The organism is Thalassobaculum fulvum, from assembly GCF_014652915.1.
Classification (GTDB): Bacteria; Pseudomonadota; Alphaproteobacteria; order Thalassobaculales; family Thalassobaculaceae; genus Thalassobaculum_A; species Thalassobaculum_A fulvum.
In genome coordinates this window covers 108,365-125,284 of the sequence record NZ_BMZS01000004.1, presented here as the reverse complement: position 1 = coordinate 125,284, position 16,920 = coordinate 108,365, and the positions used below count along the sequence as shown (strand labels likewise).

The 16,920-nt window shown below is 68.8% G+C and carries 13 protein-coding genes; 3 read left to right on the top strand and 10 right to left on the bottom strand.

Annotated elements, in window-relative coordinates; translation table 11 throughout:
- Nucleotides 1–189 precede the first annotated feature (189 nt).
- From IE246_RS09935 to IE246_RS09925, 3 genes are all read right to left on the bottom strand, one after another.
- Entirely contained in the window at nt 190–2,856 is a 2,667-nt protein-coding gene (locus tag IE246_RS09935) for a TRAP transporter large permease subunit (protein ID WP_189988925.1), read from the bottom strand.
- Between the two features lie 91 nt (nt 2,857–2,947).
- Nucleotides 2,948–3,928 carry a TRAP transporter small permease subunit gene (locus IE246_RS09930; RefSeq protein ID WP_229836868.1) on the bottom strand — a complete coding sequence of 327 codons (981 nt, stop codon included), beginning with the start codon at nt 3,926–3,928 and terminating at the stop codon, nt 2,948–2,950.
- 209 nt (nt 3,929–4,137) lie between these two features.
- Nucleotides 4,138–5,229 (bottom strand): TRAP transporter substrate-binding protein, encoded by a 1,092-nt coding sequence (locus IE246_RS09925; protein WP_189988923.1) that lies wholly within the window; start codon nt 5,227–5,229, stop codon nt 4,138–4,140.
- Between the two features lie 270 nt (nt 5,230–5,499).
- Between IE246_RS09925 and IE246_RS09920 the strand changes: the two genes are divergently transcribed.
- Complete coding sequence (locus tag IE246_RS09920; RefSeq protein ID WP_189988921.1) at nt 5,500–6,399, top strand: CgeB family protein; 900 nt, start codon at nt 5,500–5,502, stop codon at nt 6,397–6,399.
- Here the strand turns inward: IE246_RS09920 and IE246_RS09915 are convergent.
- The 5 genes from IE246_RS09915 to motA all read right to left on the bottom strand — a co-directional run bounded on the left by IE246_RS09915 (nt 6,376) and on the right by motA (nt 11,743).
- On the bottom strand, nt 6,376–7,110 hold the full coding sequence (locus IE246_RS09915; protein ID WP_189988919.1) for an arginyltransferase: 735 nt from the start codon (nt 7,108–7,110) through the stop codon (nt 6,376–6,378). The two genes, IE246_RS09920 and IE246_RS09915, sit on opposite strands and share 24 nt — an antisense overlap.
- Before the next feature lie 15 nt (nt 7,111–7,125).
- Nucleotides 7,126–8,106 carry an alpha-E domain-containing protein gene (locus tag IE246_RS09910; protein ID WP_189988917.1) on the bottom strand — a complete coding sequence of 327 codons (981 nt, stop codon included), beginning with the start codon at nt 8,104–8,106 and terminating at the stop codon, nt 7,126–7,128.
- Nucleotides 8,103–9,551: a circularly permuted type 2 ATP-grasp protein gene (locus tag IE246_RS09905; protein ID WP_189988915.1), complete on the bottom strand. Its 1,449-nt coding sequence runs from the start codon at nt 9,549–9,551 to the stop codon at nt 8,103–8,105. The genes IE246_RS09910 and IE246_RS09905 overlap by 4 nt, the downstream gene beginning before the upstream one ends.
- Nucleotides 9,552–9,705: 154 nt before the next feature.
- Nucleotides 9,706–10,791, bottom strand: a complete 1,086-nt coding sequence (locus IE246_RS09900; protein WP_189988913.1) for a flagellar motor protein MotB — start codon at nt 10,789–10,791, stop codon at nt 9,706–9,708.
- Nucleotides 10,792–10,882: 91 nt separating this feature from the next.
- Nucleotides 10,883–11,743 (bottom strand): flagellar motor stator protein MotA, encoded by an 861-nt coding sequence (gene motA / locus IE246_RS09895; protein WP_189988910.1) that lies wholly within the window; start codon nt 11,741–11,743, stop codon nt 10,883–10,885.
- Nucleotides 11,744–11,963: 220 nt separating this feature from the next.
- On the opposite strand from motA, the gene IE246_RS09890 reads away from it, so the two are divergent.
- Nucleotides 11,964–12,440 (top strand): flavin reductase family protein, encoded by a 477-nt coding sequence (locus tag IE246_RS09890; RefSeq protein ID WP_189988908.1) that lies wholly within the window; start codon nt 11,964–11,966, stop codon nt 12,438–12,440.
- A 24-nt stretch (nt 12,441–12,464) separates the two neighbouring features.
- On the opposite strand, the gene IE246_RS09885 is transcribed toward IE246_RS09890, so the two are convergent.
- The gene (locus IE246_RS09885; RefSeq protein WP_189988906.1) at nt 12,465–13,703 is read right to left on the bottom strand and encodes a threonine ammonia-lyase; all 1,239 of its coding nucleotides are present in this window, start codon (nt 13,701–13,703) and stop codon (nt 12,465–12,467) included.
- A 217-nt stretch (nt 13,704–13,920) separates the two neighbouring features.
- Here IE246_RS09885 and IE246_RS09880 point away from each other — a divergent pair, with 217 nt between their 5' ends.
- Nucleotides 13,921–14,529: an outer membrane protein gene (locus IE246_RS09880; protein ID WP_189988904.1), complete on the top strand. Its 609-nt coding sequence runs from the start codon at nt 13,921–13,923 to the stop codon at nt 14,527–14,529.
- A gap of 5 nt (nt 14,530–14,534) precedes the next feature.
- On the opposite strand, the gene IE246_RS09875 is transcribed toward IE246_RS09880, so the two are convergent.
- Nucleotides 14,535–16,892 (bottom strand): penicillin acylase family protein, encoded by a 2,358-nt coding sequence (locus tag IE246_RS09875; RefSeq protein ID WP_189988902.1) that lies wholly within the window; start codon nt 16,890–16,892, stop codon nt 14,535–14,537.
- Nucleotides 16,893–16,920: the final 28 nt, after the last annotated feature.

Genomic DNA, 16,920 nt, shown 5'->3' with positions numbered 1-16,920 from the left:
ACCCGGCGGCAGGCGACCCGGCGGCAGGCGACCCGGCGCCGGCGGCACGGGGCCGATCCGCGGGGCCGGCGGCCGCCTCGGCGTGTCTCAAGGCGTCCAGCCTCGAGGCGACGGCCGGGGCCTGTCGACGATCCGGGCGCAATGGCGGGGGCGACGAACCGGGCCCGTGGCCGTCGTCGCCCCCTTGCCTCAGAAGTACAGCGAGATGTCGCGGTGGTGGGCTTGGCAGGCCGCGATCTCGATGGCGATATCGTCCGGCATCCGGTTGAGCAGGCGCAGGCCGATCGTGTACTTGATCGCCGCGTCGTAGGCCGTGAGCTCCGGCAGGAGAGCCCGCTTCGCGGCGGTGCGCCAGGCGACCTCCTCGTCCAGGATCGCGAGGACCTTCTGGAACTCCTGCTCGATCTTCTCGAGCTTGTCGGACTCCCGGCTGACCACCCGGCGGGTCGAGGACAGGGCGCTGCGGATCGCGTTGACGTCGGCGACCCCCTCGTTGAGCTGCCGCTCGACCTCCTTGAACGCCTCCTCCTTGGCGGCCGGGGCCCGGTCGCTGCGAATGACCTCCGCCAGGCCGCGGATGTCGTCCTCGAGGGCGAGCAGGGCATCGGTCGAGTTGAGCACGCCGATCAGCTCCATGATCGGCTCGTAGGCCTGATCGGTGACGCGGCGATAGGTCAGGCGGGCTCGCTTCTCCTCGGCCAGGACCTTCTTGAAGTCGCGGTGCCGTGGCTCCCAGTCGTCCGGGATTGAGGCTTCGAGCTGCTTCAACTCGCTTTCCAGCCGCTCGCGGTCGGCTGCGAGAGCGGCGTGGTAGCCCGTGTCGTCGGCCCGGAACCGCTTGGCCAGGTCGAGGCGCTGCCTGAGCTCCTGGATCTCCGCCTTGTGGTCGCGGATGTCGTCCTGGATGGCGCGGACCTTGACGTGCAGCGGCCGGTAGTCGACGGCGGCGTCGTCGATCGCCTTCGCCGTCACGAACACCTCGTCGAGGGCGGCGAAGGTCTTGCCGGCATTGTCGATCGCCTTGGTGATCTCGTCGGCCCGGCGCTTCGGCAGGGACGAGAGGTCCCAGCCCTTCGCCTTCTCGATGGCGGCCCGGATTTCGTTGCCGCGCACGGCGTTGGTCTCTGCGATGTAGTCCTCGATGCAGGCCTGCAGGCGCGGGTTCTTCGGCGGCGGGGCGGTCACGGAGGTGAGCGACACCCGGCTCGGGATGTAGTTCACCAACTCGGGGATCACGCCGACGATGAACAGGGCGAACAGCTGCAGCGAGATGAACGGCACCACTCCCTTGTACATGGAGATGGTGCGGACCATCGCCGGCGCCACGCCGCGCAGGTAGAACAGCGCGAAGCCGAAGGGCGGGGTCAGGAACGAGGTCTGGATGTTCAGGCCGATCATGACGCCGAGCCAGACCGCGGTCACGTTCGCCGAGGGATCCATCAGCAGGATCGGCGCGACGATCGGCACGACCACGACGGCGATCTCGATGAAGTCGAGGAAGAAGCCCAGGACGAAGATCACCGTCATGACGATGATGAACTGGGCCCAGAACCCGCCGGGCAGGCCGGTCAGGAACTCGCGGACCAGATCCTCGCCGCCGAAGGCCCGGAACGACGCGGTCAGCATCGCCGCACCCAGCAGGATGATGAAGACCAGCGAGGTCGTCTTCGCGGTCTCGACCATCACGTCGCGCAGGGTGTTCTCGATCCTCAGCGTGCGATAGCCGCTCCAGCCGAGCGCAACCAGCAGGCCGACGACGCCGATCGACGCGACGATCATGCCGATGACGTCGGCGTCGGTGGTGATCTGCCGGATGTTCAGCGGGACGACCTGCAGGGTGCCGAGGATCGCGACGACCGAGACGACGGCCAGGATCGCGGGGCGGAACGCCCCCCTGCCGTCGTAGAGCCGGTAGCCGGCCATGATCATGGCGCCGGCCGCGCCGATCGCTCCGGCCTGGTTGACGGTGGCGATGCCGGTGATGATCGAGCCCAGCACCACGAAGATGAGGGTCAGCGGCGGCACCAGCGCGAGCAGCACCTTGCCGGCGAAGCGCCGGTCGTAGGCGCCGTCGAACGGCACGGCCGGCGCCGTCTTCGGCCGAACGAACGACAGCACCAGGATGTAGACCATGTACAGGCCGACCAGGATCAGACCCGGCAGCAGGGCGCCCATGAACATGTCGCCGGCGCTGGTCGAGGTCACGCTGAACTCGCTCGGCATCGAGAATTCGCCGGTGTTCGCCTTGTAGAGCGCGAGGCGGGCGGTGGCGGCCTGGTCGACGGCGCCGGAGAGCTGATCGGCCAGGATGATCAGCACGATCGACGGCGGGATGATCTGGCCGAGCGTGCCGGAGGCGGCGATCGTGCCGGTCGCCAGCGTGTGCGAGTAGTTGTTCCGCAGCATCGCCGGCAGCGAGATCAGCCCCATCGCCACGACGGTGGCGCCGACGATGCCGGTGGTCGCGGCCAGCAGGGCGCCGACGAACACCACCGAGATGCCGAGACCGCCGCGGACCGGACCGAACAGCTGCGCCATCGAGACCAGCAGGTCCTCCGCGATCTTCGAGCGCTGCAGCATGATGCCCATGAACACGAACAGCGGGATCGCGATCAGGGTGTCGCGTTCGACCTCCCAGTAGATGCCGCGGAAGTTCGTGACACCGGCACTTAGCCAGTTCACCGGGCCGCCCTGGGCGAAGAAGGCGTCCGGATTGCCCTCGAAGAGCGTGCCGGCGAGGGCGGCGAGCCCGATGGTGACGATTGCCGAGCCCGGCAGGGCGAACGCGACCGGGAAGCCGGATCCGAGGGCCGCGGCCATCAGGATCACCAGGAGTGCGAGAAAGAAAAGCTCCATCTTGAGACGCCGCTTTCGCTCTGTTCGGTCAACGGGCCGGTGGCCCGGGGGTCACTGGTGCCTGATCGTCACGCCGTTTCCGGCGCGCCGGTCAGGACATCGGGGCTTCGGTGTCGCGGTGGCCCGGCTCTTCCCGGTAGTCCGCGATGCTGTCCATCAGGTAGGCGGCGAACTGGATCATCATGGTGACTGCGAACACCCCCAGAAAGCCGGCCATCAGGTACTTCACGTACATGCCGAAGCCGGACTGCGAGACTTCGTAGTTCAGCAGCGGGCTGGTGATCACGCTGGTCTTGTCCCACATGCCGAAGGCCAGGATCACGGCGCAGAGCGAGACCCCCATCACGAGGCTGCCGAACGCGTTGAAGGCGCCCCTGGTCTTCGGGCGGAAGCCCGAGTACAGGACGTCGACGCGGACATGGCCGTCCTCGTAGAGGGTGTAGGCGCTCGCGAACAGGAACAGCCCGGCGTACCAGAACCGGACCAGGTCGCCCTGGAAGGCCTGCTCGTAGGAGAACACGAAGCGGGTGATCACGATCAGCAGTTCGGCAACCACCACCAGCAGGGCGAGCCAGTGGAAGCCGATGGTCCGGGTCCTCGCGGCGATCACCAGCGAGAGCGCCAGCAGCGGCATGTGGACATAGGGGCCGCGGAACTGCGAGCGACCGAGTTCGGTCGCGAAGTCGTGTCCCACTAGGCCGCCGAGCAGGGCCTCGACCCGCAGGAACGAGATCGCCATGTCGACCAGGCCGATCAGCACCACGGCCCAGAATGCCGTGCGGACGATGTAGGCGACCAGACCGGTCAGAACCTGGGCATCCCGGCGCAGACTGCGGTCGGTACGCAGGACGAACAGGATCGGCGCCAGGACGCCGGCGGCGTAGACGCCGGCCTGCACGAAGCCGAGGCCGCCACGCAGGGCGCCGGGCCAGCCGTGCCATATCGAGAGGTATGTGTTTGTCAGGAACGCGAAGGTCAGGCCGACGATCACCCAGGAGACCGAGCGGGTGAGGCCGGGTCCGGGAAAACCGCCGGACGACCGCGAGAGGGCTGGCGATTCCATGGTGGCCATGGCTGGAACTCTCCGTCCGCGATCGCGGGCTGGCCGCGACCGTCACGTTCGATTGCTTGGAGCACGATGCCCGGCTCTTGGCCCGGGTCTTGTAACCGTAGAGCGCGCCGTTTCGAACGCCGGCTGTGCCCGGGTGTTTCGGCCGGCCGTTTGAAAAACGGACGGGGCCCTGAGACCCCGTCCGCCATCAGTCGAGAATGCCGGCCTGATTAGAGACCCAGCACCCGGTTGCGCTGGGCGTAGTAGGCGCCCTCGGACAGCTTCATCCAGCCGCCGACGTCGGCCCGGGCCTTCGCGAAGCTCTCGTGGATCCGGTTCGCGAGCGGGCTGTGGGAGCGGGCCTCCTCGTAGACCTCCGCCGAGGCCCGGCCGAAGGCGTCGTACACGTCGTCGTTGAACGCGCGCAGCTCGACGCCGTGCTCGTCGATCAGCTTCCGCAGGTAGGTTCCGTTGTTGGCATTGAACTCGGCCATCATCTGGTGGTTCTCCTGCCCGGTGCAGGCCCTGATGATGAGCTGGTCGGCCTTGGACAGGCCCTCCCACCAGGACTTGTTCATCCCGAAGGACAGGAAGCCGCCCGGCTCGTGCATGCCCGGATAGTAGTAGTACTTGGCCGCCTCGTAGAACTTCAGGAAATAGTCGTTCCACGGGCCGACCCACTCGGTCGCGTCGATCGCGCCGGAGACCAGGTTCTCGTAGATCTGGCCGCCCGGCAGGGACACCGGCGAGGCACCGAGCTTGGCCATGACGTCGCCGCCCAGGCCCGGCATGCGGATCTTCAGGCCCTTGAGTTCCTCCGCCGAGTTGATCTCCTTGTTGAACCAGCCGCCCATCTGCACGCCGGTGTTGCCGGTCGGCAGGCACTTCAGGCCGAACTCGCCGGCCAGCTCGTCCCACAGCTCCTGGCCGCCCATGTACTCGATCCAGGCGCCCATCTCGTTCTCGGTCAGGCCGAACGGCACCGAGGTGAAGTACGCCCAGCCCGGGTGCTTGCCCTTCCAGTAGTAGTCGGCGGCGTGGTACGCCTGCGCGTTGCCCGACGCGACCTCGTCGAAGGCGTCGAACGCGCCAACCCGCTCACCGGCGGCGAAGTACTGAACCTGGATCCGGCCGTCCGAGACGTCCTGGATGCGCTTCGCCAGTCGCTGCGCGCCGGTGCCGAGGCCCGGGAAGTCGCGCGGCCAGGTGGAAACGATCACCATTTCGATCCGCTGCTGCGCGATCGCCGGCGCGGCGAGCGTGCTGGCGGCCGCGGCGAGTCCCCCGACGCTGGCCCCGGTAATGAATTGACGACGCTTCATGAGTATTCTCCCGACGGTGTTGCCGTCCGCCCTTCAATGCAGGCGGAGCGTCCCCTGAGCCGCACGTTCTTGTGCCGTGCGGAGCGTGGCCCTGCACCACGCAGATCGCGGGGATTATAGTGATGCGGCAGTGCCGCGCAACAATCGACCCCGCAGACCGACGCGTTTCGTCATTTGATTGTGCGGTGCAGCGAAGTGCCTGTGATTGATGCAGGAGGCGGGTTCCGGCACACTCGCCGACCCAGCGCACACCCTGTGTCGAAAGGTCCCATGCGCATCGACATCTGCTGCATCGGCAACCGGTTCAACATGTACCGGAACCTGATCGCCCTGCTGTATCACAGCCTGGTCGATGCCGGGCACGACGTCAGCGTCTCGCAGAATCGCGTGGCGACCGACGCGGTCAGCCTGGTTCTGCCGCCGATGGCGTTCCGGGTGCCGGAACTGGTCGACGAACTGGCGGGCCGTCGACGGCGCTATCTCGTGGTCGGCGTCGAGACCTTCGACGGCTTCTCCCACGGGCGGGCGCCGGACGCCGCCGACGACCTCGACCCGTTCCGGCGGTTCTTCGGCGAGGCCACCGCGGTGCTGTGCCTGTTCCGGCAGGACCTCCAACCCTATCGGGCGGTCACGTCGAGACCGCTCTACCTGCGGTACGGCGTGCATCCGGCGCTCGACGAGATCCCCGACGCGGCCGACCGACCGGTCGACGTGGCCTTCTTCGGCGACGTCGACCGCTACCCGGCACGGGTCCGGACCATCGAACGGCTCAGGCAGGCCGGCCTGACGGTCGACGTCCTGGCGAACGCCACGAACGCGCCGCACGAGTTGGTCCGTAACGCTCGCCTCGCCCGCGCCAAGGTCGACCTCAACCTGGCGCATGCCGAGCACGCGAGCCCGCAGCGGGTTGTGTACCTGGCGAACAACCGGCGCTGCTGCGTGTCCAACGCCGTGTCCGACCCGGACGGCTATCTGCAGGCGGCGTATCCGAGCCCGGACGAAACGGCGTTGATCGAGGCCTGCCGGTCGATCGTCGCCGACGGCAGCTGGCGGGCCCGCGGCGAGGCGGCCTACGAGCGGGTTCGGGACTGGGCGATGCCGGGGATCGTCGCGGCGGCGCTGGACGCGGCGTTCGACGGCGGCGCCTCAGTCGGTGGCCGGGTCGGTTAGCTCGCTCCAACCGCCGGGGCCAAGGCCCTCCACCGGTTGGTACTGGGTCTTGTACGCCATCTTGCGACTGCCCTCGACCCAGTATCCAAGGTACACGTACGGCAGTCCCTGGGCGGCCGAGCGCCGAACCAGATCGAGGATCATGAAGCGCCCGAGCGCGCGCTTGTCGGCGCCCGGCTCGAAGAAGCTGTAGACCGCCGAGAGTCCGTCGTCCTGCCGGTCGATGAGCACGGTGGCCCACAGGATCTTCCGCGGGTCGCGGTACTCGATCAGGGCGGTCTCGATCGGCGAGCGCTCGACCATCGCGGCGTAGTCCGGATAGTCCATCAGGGCCATTTCGCCGTCGCCGTGGCGGCCGGCCTGATAGCGCGAGAACAGCTCGAACTGCTCGCGGGTGGCCTCGTTCGGGACCTCCTCGCCGAGCAGGTCGGCATTGGACCGCAGCACGCGGCGGTGCCCGCGGGTCCAGCGGAAGTCGGCGGTGCGCAGCCGGACCGGCACGCAACCGCTGCAACCGGCACAGGCCGGCCGGTAGGCGAGGTGCTGGGTGCGGCGGAAACCGGCGCGGGCGAGGGTGTCGTGGGCGTGACGGCCGCGCCGGGTCGAGAGGTCGCACACCAGCCGCCGTTCCTGCAGCCCCGGGAGGTAGGGGCACGGCATCGGCAGCGTATGGAAGAAGGTGAGCGGGGGAGCCAGCGTGGCGTCGTGCATCTTCGGTCCGGTGCCTCAGTCGCCGTCGGATTCGGTCGGAGCGCCGCAGAACTCCTGCCGGACGGCAATGGTGATCGCCATCAGCTGGCGCTGCAGGTAGTCGGAGAACTCGTGCAGCCCGTACTGGACCACGGTGTCGGAGGTGTGACCGGCCAGCGCCGCCCGGGTCTCGTCGAGCAGTTCCATGGCGGAAATGCCGGCCCGCAGCCCAAACCCCGAGCGCAGGCGGTGCAGATGCTGGTCGATCTGCGACAGGCAGAGTGCGATCGAGCGTGGGAAGCTCATGTTGAACAGCAGGAAGGCCGCCACCTGCTTCGGCGACATGCCGCGCGGATGCTCGCGTCGGAACGCGTGATAGCCAGCGACCGAGCGCAGCAGGGCGTTCCACTGGCTGACGTCCACCGGGCTGCCGACCCGCTGGTCGGGCGGCAGGAGCAGGTGGTACTTGATGTCGAGCAGGCGCGTCGTCTGGTCGGCCCGCTCGATCTCGCGGCCGATCAGGTAGAAATACCAGGACTGGTCGCGGAAGAACGTGCCTTCGGTGATACCGGCGTGGGTCTGGCACTCGAGCTTGATGTTGGCGCAGACCCGCGACAGCTCGCTCTGCTTGAGGTCGTCCGAGGTCAGGGTCGCCATCGTGTTGTTGAACACATTGAGATGGCTCCACATCTCGGTCGAGATGGTCGGCCGCAGGGCGCGGGCGTTCTCCTTGGCCGCCCGGATGGTCGAGATGATCGACGACGGGTTGTCGCGGTCGAGGACGTAGAAATGCACGACGTTGGCGTAGGAGGCCACGTCGTAGGCCTCGTCGAAGCGCTCCTCGTCGGCGTTGAGCTGGACGATCGACCGCCAGTTCTGACTGCCCCGGGAGTCGCGCGAGAAGTGCAGGTTGACGTCCAGGATCCGGGCCAGGCTCTCGGCGCGCTCCATGTAGCGCCCGAGCCAGAACGAGCAGTCGGCGTAGCGGGCCAGCAGAAACTTGGTTCCGATGGTCATGGCTCGAGCACCCAGGTGTCCTTGGAGCCGCCGCCCTGGCTGGAATTCACCACCAGCGAGCCGCGCCTGAGCGCCACCCGGGTCAGGCCGCCGGGCAGCACCCAGGACGACTGTCCCGTGACTACGAACGGCCTGAGATCGACGTGGCGCGGCTCGATCATGCCGTCGATCAGGGTGGGACAGACCGAGAGGTCGATCATCGGCTGGCTGATGAAGTTGGACGGGTTGGCCGTGAGCTTGGCCCGGACGTCGTCGATCTCCTCGCGGGTGGCGCGCGGCCCGATGACGATGCCGTAGCCGCCGGACTCGCCGACCGGCTTGATCACGAGGTTCTCGATGTTGGCGAGGGTATAGGCCAGGCCGTCGCGCTCGCGGCAGATGTGGGTCTCGACGTTGTCGAGGATCGGTTCCTCGTCGAGATAGAACCGGATGATCCTGGGCATGTAGGCGTAGACCGCCTTGTCGTCGGCGCACCCGGTCCCGACCGCGTTGGCCAGCCCGACATTGCCCTTGATGTAGGCGCCGAAGATCCCCGGAACCCCGAGCAGGCTCTCGGGGTTGAACACCTCCGGGTCGAGGAAGGCGTCGTCGATCCGGCGGTAGATCGCATGGACCGGCGCCTTGCCGGCGGTGGTCCGCATCCAGACCCGGTCGTTCTCGACGAACAGGTCGGAGCCCTCGACCAGCGGCACGCCCATCTCGCGGGCCAGGAAGACGTGCTCGAAATAGGCCGAGTTGTAGACCCCCGGCGACAGCAGCACGACCTGGGGATCGGTCACCTCGCTGGGGGCCAGCTCGGCCACCGCCTCCAGCAGCTTCTGGCCGTAGTCGCTGACCGGCCTGATGCCGATCTCGTCCATCAGGTCCGGGAAGGTCCGCTGCATCATGTGGCGGTTCTCGACCACGTAGGACACGCCGGACGGGGTCCGGGCGTTGTCCTCGAGCACCTTGAAGCGTCCGAGATGGTCGCGGACCAGGTCGACGCCGCAGACGTTCACGTACGATCCGTGGGGAACGGCGACCCCGCGCATCTGTTCCCGGTAGTAGGCGTTGCCGTAGATCAGTTCGGCCGGGACCACGCCCTCCTTGATGATCCTGCCCTCGTGGTAGACGTCGTGCAGGAACAGGTTGAGCGCCGCGACGCGCTGCTTCGAGCCGCGTTCGATGATGTCCCAGTCGCCGGGCGAGATGATCCGGGGAATGACGTCGAACGGCAGGATGCGGTCGATCACGTCCCGTTCGGAATAGACCGTGAAGGTGATCCCCAGGTTGTAGAGTTCGCGTTCGGCGATCTCGGCCCGGCGCACGAGGTCGGACAGGGTGAGCCGGCCGAGGCGGTTCCGGACCATCGCGGCGTGCTCGGCCGGCGCGCCGTCGCCGCCCAGCATCTCGCACCAGTGGCCCTGCCTGTCGTAGGCGGTCAGCAGGTCGGTCCCGTCGGACATGTTCTCCCCGTTATCGCCGGCCCGGAAACGCCCGCCGTCGGCGGGCGCTCTTCCGGACAAGGCTAGAAGCATCCCGGGAGGATCACAACCGCGATGCCGAGTCGCAGGGGGCGATCCACAGCACGGGAAGGGGGTACCGCGGGGCCGGGACGGCTCAGCCGCCGACCCGCGGCGGCTGGACCACCGGGCCGCCGCGATCGATCGCCGGGGGCGACCCGCGGTCGTCGGGCGCCGGCGTGCCCGTCGGGCTGCCGGCCGCCTGGGCGGCCCGGCGCCGGGCCTCGTCCTCGGCCAGCTTCAGCCCTTCGGCATCGGAGGCCGACAGGTGCTTGAGAATGATGCTGATCCGGCGGTTGGTCGGGTCGGAGGGGTCGTCCACCAGCGGATCGCGGTCGGCCTTGCCGACAACCTCGCTGATGCGGCTCTCGTCGATACCGTTGGCGACCAGCACCCGCCGCGAGGCGTTGGCGCGATCCGAGGACAGGTCCCAGTTGGTGTAGGTCGAGCCGGGCGCGAACTGCTTGGAGTCGGTGTGACCGGTTATCTCGATCTTGTTCGGCAGCTTGGCGACGATCTCCGCGACCTTGGTCAGCAGCTGGCGGGTCGTGTCGTACATCGAGGCGCTGCCGTTCGGGAACAGCGCCACGCGTTCCTGGTCGATGAGCTGGATCCGCAGCCCGTCGGGGGTCGCGTCGATCTTCAGGGAGCCGGCCACCTCGCCCAGTTCGGGCGACTCCTGGATGGCCTCCTTGATGGCAGTCTCGGCGTCCTCGAACTGCTGCTGCTCGCGCTCGCGCAGCAACTGCTCCAGGGCCTCCTGGCTGGCGCTCACGCCTTCCTCGTCCTGGCGGGAGCCGAGGCGGGATTCGATGTTCTCGGGGTCGTCGGAATCCGGGTCGAGCGCCTCTGTGCGTTCCGCCTGCGGGCGCGCGACCTGCGGTGTGGAGATCTGCGGCGGCGAGCTCGGCGACTTCAGCGCCCCGGGCACCGTGATCGAGGTGCCGCCGAGCACGCCGCCCGAGCCGGACCGGGTGGCCCGCGAGATCGCCGTCGGGTCGAAGTAGTTGGAGATGCCCATCTTCTGCTCTTCGGTGGTCGCGTTGAGCAGCCACAGGAGCAGGAAGAACGCCATCATCGCGGTCACGAAGTCGGCGTAGGCGACCTTCCAGGCGCCGCCGTGATGGCCGCCGTGACCACCCTTCTTGACCTTCTTGATGACGATTGTCGCGTGGTTGTCCACCGACCGGCACCTTCCTCAAGTTTCGCCCGTCCGACAGTCTTGCAAGGTCGGGGCCAGCAGTCCGGATTTCAATCGCTGAACCGCCAGAACGTCAGACCGGCGGCAGGGCCGCGACCGCCTCTTCGACCTCGAAGAACGAAGGACGGTCCTTGGACAGCAGCGCCTTGCGGGCAAATTCCACGGACACCGCCGGGGCGTAGCCCGAGACATGCGCCAGAAGCCCCGCCCGGATGCACTGCATGTACTTGGCGTCGGCCGAGAACGTCGCGCCCATGGCGGCTGCCATCGGGCTGACGAAACCGTAGGACAGCAGGATCCCGAGGAAGGTGCCGACCAGCGCGCCGCCGATCAGCTTGCCGAGCACCTCGGGCGGTTCGGTGATCGAGCTCATGGTCTTGATCACGCCCAGCACCGCCGCGACGATGCCGAGCGCCGGGAACCCGTCGCCCATGGTCTGAAAGGCGCTCTGGATCTGCGCGTCCTCGGCGTGATGGGTCTCCAGTTCCTCGTCCAGCAGGTCGGCCAGCTCATGCGGGTTGTCGGTGCCGAGCGTCATCATTCGGAGGTAGTCGCAGAGGAACTCCATGGCGTGGTGGTCGGAAGAGAACCGGGGGAACGCCTGGAACAGACTGCTCTCCTCCGGTCTCTCGATGTGCGACTCGATCGCCAGCATGCCTTTCGTCTTGGCGAGCTTGAAGATCGCGTACAGCAGCGAGAGAAGTTCGAGGTAGTCGTCCTTCGAGTATTTCGGCCCCTTGAGCGCGGCCTTGAAGCCGTAGCCGGCCTTCGCAAGAACATACTTCGGATTCGCGGTGATGAAGGCACCGACGCCGGCGCCGCCGATGATCACGAGCTCGAACGGCTGCCACAACGGGCCGAGCTTGCCGCCCATCGCCATGTAGCCGCCGATCACGCAGACGATCACGACGACCCAGCCGATTATAATGAACATGATCGGCTCCCGTGTCCGAACGTCCCCCCGGGGCGCAGAATCCCCATCAAGCGTTGATAATTCGCTAACTTAGACGGTTTGCCAAGATGATCCGGCAAACTGTTGCGCATCCGATCTTTTTTTCGACGTCGAGTGGTCGGTCGGCGCGCGTCGGGTTTGAAAGCTCTCCGGGCGCGCGATATGTAGGGCGGGACGCGCTCCGTCAGCCGAGGCCCTTTGCATGTCGATCGATCCGTCTGCCTTTAGGGCCGTGCTCGGGCGCTACGCGACCGGCGTGACAATCGTGACGACGCGGACGCCCGAGGGCCGGCCGACCGGTCTGACCGTCAACAGCTTCACCTCGGTGTCGCTCGAGCCGCCGCTGGTGCTGTTCTGCCTCGACCGGGCCGCCGGCAGCGGCCCGGCCTTCGCCGCCAGCGACTGCTTCGCGGTGAACATCCTGGCGGCCGGTCAGGCTTCGGTGTCGGCGCGCTTCGCCGACCCGGTCGCAGCCCGGTTCGTGAACGACGGCACGACCATCTGGGAGACCGGGGCGCCGATCCTGCACGATGCCCTGGCGGCGCTGGATTGCCGGGTCCATGCCCGGCACGAGGGCGGCGATCACGTCATCCTGGTCGGTCGCGTGCTGCGGGCCGAAGTGCTGCGCGACGGGCCGCCGCTGGTGTACTGGCGGGGCACCTACCAGGGACTCGCTTGACGCGGCCGGCGGCCGCGGCGGGCGTCAGATCACCTCGCCGTCGATCGCACTGGTTCCGAGCAGCCGGGCGTTCAGGCCGAGGGCGGCGAACCGCGACACGATCTCGCGGACGTGCTCGGCATTGCGGGTCTCGACCACGGTATCGAGCTCGGCCAGCTTGACCGGCACGTCCTGGAACAGCCGCTGGTGATAGACCTCGACGATGTTGCCGCCGGTCTCGCCGATCACGCTGGCGACGGTGGCCAGGACCCCGGGCTCGTCGGAGATCTCGATCCGCAGGCGGACCAGCCGGCCGTCGCGGACCAGGCCGCGCATCATCACGGAGGCCAGGATCCGCGAGTCGATGTTGCCGCCGCAGATCACCGTCGCGACCCGATGCCCGGCGAACCGCTCGGGTGCGTGGATCAACGCCGCGATGCCGGCGGCGCCGGCGCCTTCGGCGACCAGGCGCTGCTCCTCGATCAGGATCTGCACCGCGCGCTCGATCGCCCGCTCCGGCACCAGGACGATGTCCTCGACCAGCTCGCTCACCACCGGCTGGGTGAGCTGTCCCGGGTACTTGACCGCGATGCCCTCCGCCAGGGTCGAGCCGCCGGAGGTCGCCGGCAGGCCGTGGATGGCCTGGTACATCGACGGAAAGCTGTCGACCTGCACGCCGATCACCCGGATGCCCGGCTTCAGCGCCCGGGCGGCGATCGCGATGCCGCTGATCAGGCCGCCGCCGCCGATCGGCACCACCAGCGTGTCGATATCCGGGGCATCCTCGATGATCTCGAGCCCGACGGTGCCCTGTCCGCGGATGATGTCCGGATCGTCGTAGGGATGCACCAGGACGAGCCCGTTCTCGGCGATCAGGCGCTCGGTCTCGGCCCGGCAGTCGGCCAGCGTGCGGCCGCTGAGGACGACGCGGGCGCCGTGCGAGCGTGTCCGCTCGATCTTCGAGAACGGCGTGGTCTCGGGCATTACGATGGTCGCCGGGATGCCGAGCCGGGCGGCATGGTAGGCGACGCCCTGGGCGTGATTGCCCGCCGACATCGCAATGATCCCGCGGCGCCGCTCGTCGGCGCTCAGCCCGGTCAGCTTGGTCAGAGCGCCGCGCTCCTTGAAGGAGCTGGTGTGCTGCTGGGTCTCGAGCTTCAGGGAGAGTTCGCAGCCGAACAGCTTGGAGAGGCTGGGGCTGTAGACCGTCGGCGTGCGTACCACCGAGCCGGCGATGATCGCGGCGGCGTCGCGGATGTCGTCGAGGTTGACGGTGATTGGCATGTCTGGGTCTCGCGGCACGGGTGATGCGGCTGGCTGCCGTATGATTCAGGTCAAGAATTCGTTAGGGATCAGGGTGTAGTCTATCTCCGGATCGGCGGACGCACGTTGGCTTTCGACGCCTCCCGTGATAGAGATCGTCGAGGGAGGCAAGGGGAATGCAATGTTCGGCAGTGTGCCCGGTTCTCCCGGCCGCCGCCGATACGCGGAGGGCGGCGCCTTGGCTGCACAACCGCATCGGAACGTCCTTTCCTCGGCCCTGACGGCGGCGCTCGTCGGCGCAATCCTGATTCCCGGCGGCGCGGCGCGGGCCGACGAGACCGCTCCAGACACTGCGAGCTGGTACATCGTCGGCGGCCCGGAAGCGGCGCCGGCCGGATTCGGCGGACGGGCGGGGGATGAGGGGCGGCCGTCGAGGGTCGATTTCGGCGTGACCTTCTCGCGGATTTCGCCGCGCGACATCATCACCTTCACCGCCGGACCGACGAAACCCCAGCCGGAACGCAGCGGCGGCTATTCGTTTCTGGTGTCCGGCGCCTACGACTTCGAGACCGGTACCCTGGTGACCCCGCGGATCGTCGGCGGTATCGGGGTCAGCTATCTCGGCGACACGCCGGGCGGCGCGTCGTCCGGCAGCGATCCGACGGCCCGGCAGGATGTCGCCCCGACGGCGCTTATCGGCTTCGGGGCGGACTTCGATCTCGGCGACACCTGGGCGGTATCCGCGGAATACCGGGCGATGTATCTCGGCGAGACCGAGCGCGACGGTCGGCTCGGCGAGAGCCGGCTGGATCAGAAGTTCACGGTCGGCGCGAAGATCCGTTTCTGAGCCGCTCACGGCAGCAGTTCGAGCCGGGCGCGCACGATGTCCGGCTGTCGGGGAATCGTGAAGCTTCGCCCGGCGACCCAATCCTTCTGCCAGGACGCGAAATACGGCGAGAACAGGTTGCCGGAGGGACCGAGCGCGGCCGCGAAGCGCGAGCGGTCGAGATCGGCGAGGTCGAACACCATCCGCAGCCCGGCCCCGTGTTCGTGCGGGAAGGCGATCGCCCCGTCGCCGCCCCAGGACCAGCTGCCGCGGCTGACCGTGTAGTCGCCGCCGCCGGTCACGGCGCGCCGCTCCAGGAGTTGACCGACGACCGGGACCTGACTCCAGACACGGTGCTCGAACGCCGCCTGGTGAGCGTCGCCCCAGCGCCACCCGGCGATGTCCGGCCCGAACCGCCTGGTCATGCCGGCCAGGGCCTCGGACAGGGCGCCGGCGACGGTGTCCGGGCAGGTCTCCGTGGTCTCCGTCCGGCGGTCGTCGCACCACCGGGGCTCCCGGGTCAGGACGCGGATCAGGGTCGCGGACCGGATGCGCCGGTAGCGCGTCAGCGACGGGCCCAACTCGTCGAGGAACAGGCGGTCGTGCAGCGCCGCGGTCCAGGCCGCGAAGATCACCGGCTCCGGGCGCCCGATCGCCATGTCCCCGTCCCAGGTCGCCAGCAGGTTGAGGGCCGTCCGCGTGATCTTGTCGGGTGCGAGGCCGTCGACCTGTCGCAACAGGATCGGCACGACCTCGCGGGCGAACGGCGAGACCGTGTCGAGTTGCAGCGCCGCCATGGCGTCGAGGGTGCCGTCGGCAGTCGCCAGCCGCTCCCGGATCCGGTCGACACGGTAGGGCGCGTCGTAGTCCTGCCCGAAGGAACGGTCGTCGGACGGGTCCCAGAGCCGGTTGTTGGCGCCGACGATCAGGCCGTCCGCGGGCGCGCGGGTCTGCGGCAGCGCCTCGAACGGCACCCAGCCGACCCAGTCGTGGTCGCCGGAACGCCCGTCGGCCGGCAGGAAGCCGTCGCCGCCCTTGCGGACCGGAACGCGGCCGGCGGCCACCATGCCGATCCGGCCGTCGACGTCGGCGAAGGCGACGTTCTGGCCGGGCGACTGGAAACCCCGCAGCGCCGCCACGAAGGCATCCGCATCCTCGGCCTCGCCCAGGCGGTAGAGCGCTTCGGCGGTGTCGTCGTCCTCGCGCAGCGTCGGCGAGGCGAGCGTCAGTACCGTGCCCTCGGTCGCGGCGCCGTCGGCGATCCCCGAGACAACCGGTCCGTGCCGGGTCGTACGGACCGTCAGCTCGACCACCCGGTCCGCGGCCCGCATGGCCTCGGTCCGGGTCTCGAACGCGGCGCTGCCGTCGGGGGTCAGGTAGCGGGCCGGATCGGTCGGGTCGACCGTCTCGACGAACAGGTCCTGGGTGTCGGCGTGGGTGGTGGTCATGGTCCAGGCCACCTGGCCGTTGTGACCGAGCAGCAGGAACGGCACCCCGGGCACGAAGGCCCCGACCCGCCGGTAGCCGGGGGCCTCGACCCGGGCCAGGGTCCACAGATTGGGGTCCGAGAACCCGAGATGCGGGTCGCCGGCCAGGACCGGCATGCCGGTCGGCGTTCGGGACCCGGCGAGGATCCAGGCGTTGGAGGCGAACCGGGGGGCGAGCACGTCCGGCAGGGCGGCGGCCAGGTTATCCAGCCGCGCTGCGTCGAGCTCGCTGCCGGCAGCGCTCTTCCGCGACTCGGCAAGACCCTCCGCGCCGTCCAGCGGAGCCCAGAGCGTGGCCAGGTCGGCCGGGGTCAGGCCGGCCGTCAGCAGCCGGGCGCGCAGGATCTCGTCGAACCAGTTGCCGGACAGCTGCAGCGCCATCAGCCGACCCCAGACTAGGCTGTCGGCCGGCTTCCAGGGCTCGGGCGTGTGCCGCAGCAGCACGAATTCGGGCGGCAGCGGACCCGACCGCGTCGCCAGATGGGCGTTCACGCCGGCGGCGTAGGCCACGAGATGGGACCGTGCCTCCGGCGACAGGCGCTGCAGGTTGGCCTCGGCCAGGCGGTACAGGCCGAGCGTGCGGGTCATCCGGTCGACCCGCAGTCCGGCGTCGCCGACGATTTCCGCGAGCCGGCCGGCACCGATCCGCCGCATCAGCTCCATCTGCCACAGCCGGTCCTGGGCGTGTGCGAAGCCGAGCGCGAAGCTGGCGTCCTCCGGGCGGTCGGCGGTTATGTAGAGGACGCCGCGGGTATCGCGGGTGACGGCGGCCCGGGCGTGCAGTCCGGCCAACCCGTCGAGGCGGCCGTCGATCGACGGCACCGAACCGCGCAGCCAGAGGAGGCCGCCGGCGGCCAACCCGTTGAGGGCCAGCAGGGCCAGCACGGCCCAGACCACGAAACGGCTGCGGCGGGAGCCGGCCCCT

Bases quoted from the DNA above. Each gene is read 5' to 3' on its own strand.
- IE246_RS09935 (WP_189988925.1), bottom strand. From the start codon at position 2,856: ATGGAGCTTTTCTTTCTCGCACTCCTGGTGATCCTGATGGCCGCGGCC.
- IE246_RS09930 (WP_229836868.1), bottom strand. From the start codon at position 3,928: ATGGCCACCATGGAATCGCCAGCCCTCTCGCGGTCGTCCGGCGGTTTT.
- IE246_RS09925 (WP_189988923.1), bottom strand. From the start codon at position 5,229: ATGAAGCGTCGTCAATTCATTACCGGGGCCAGCGTCGGGGGACTCGCC.
- IE246_RS09920 (WP_189988921.1), top strand. From the start codon at position 5,500: ATGCGCATCGACATCTGCTGCATCGGCAACCGGTTCAACATGTACCGG.
- IE246_RS09915 (WP_189988919.1), bottom strand. From the start codon at position 7,110: ATGCACGACGCCACGCTGGCTCCCCCGCTCACCTTCTTCCATACGCTG.
- IE246_RS09910 (WP_189988917.1), bottom strand. From the start codon at position 8,106: ATGACCATCGGAACCAAGTTTCTGCTGGCCCGCTACGCCGACTGCTCG.
- IE246_RS09905 (WP_189988915.1), bottom strand. From the start codon at position 9,551: ATGTCCGACGGGACCGACCTGCTGACCGCCTACGACAGGCAGGGCCAC.
- motA (WP_189988910.1), bottom strand. From the start codon at position 11,743: ATGTTCATTATAATCGGCTGGGTCGTCGTGATCGTCTGCGTGATCGGC.
- IE246_RS09890 (WP_189988908.1), top strand. From the start codon at position 11,964: ATGTCGATCGATCCGTCTGCCTTTAGGGCCGTGCTCGGGCGCTACGCG.
- IE246_RS09885 (WP_189988906.1), bottom strand. From the start codon at position 13,703: ATGCCAATCACCGTCAACCTCGACGACATCCGCGACGCCGCCGCGATC.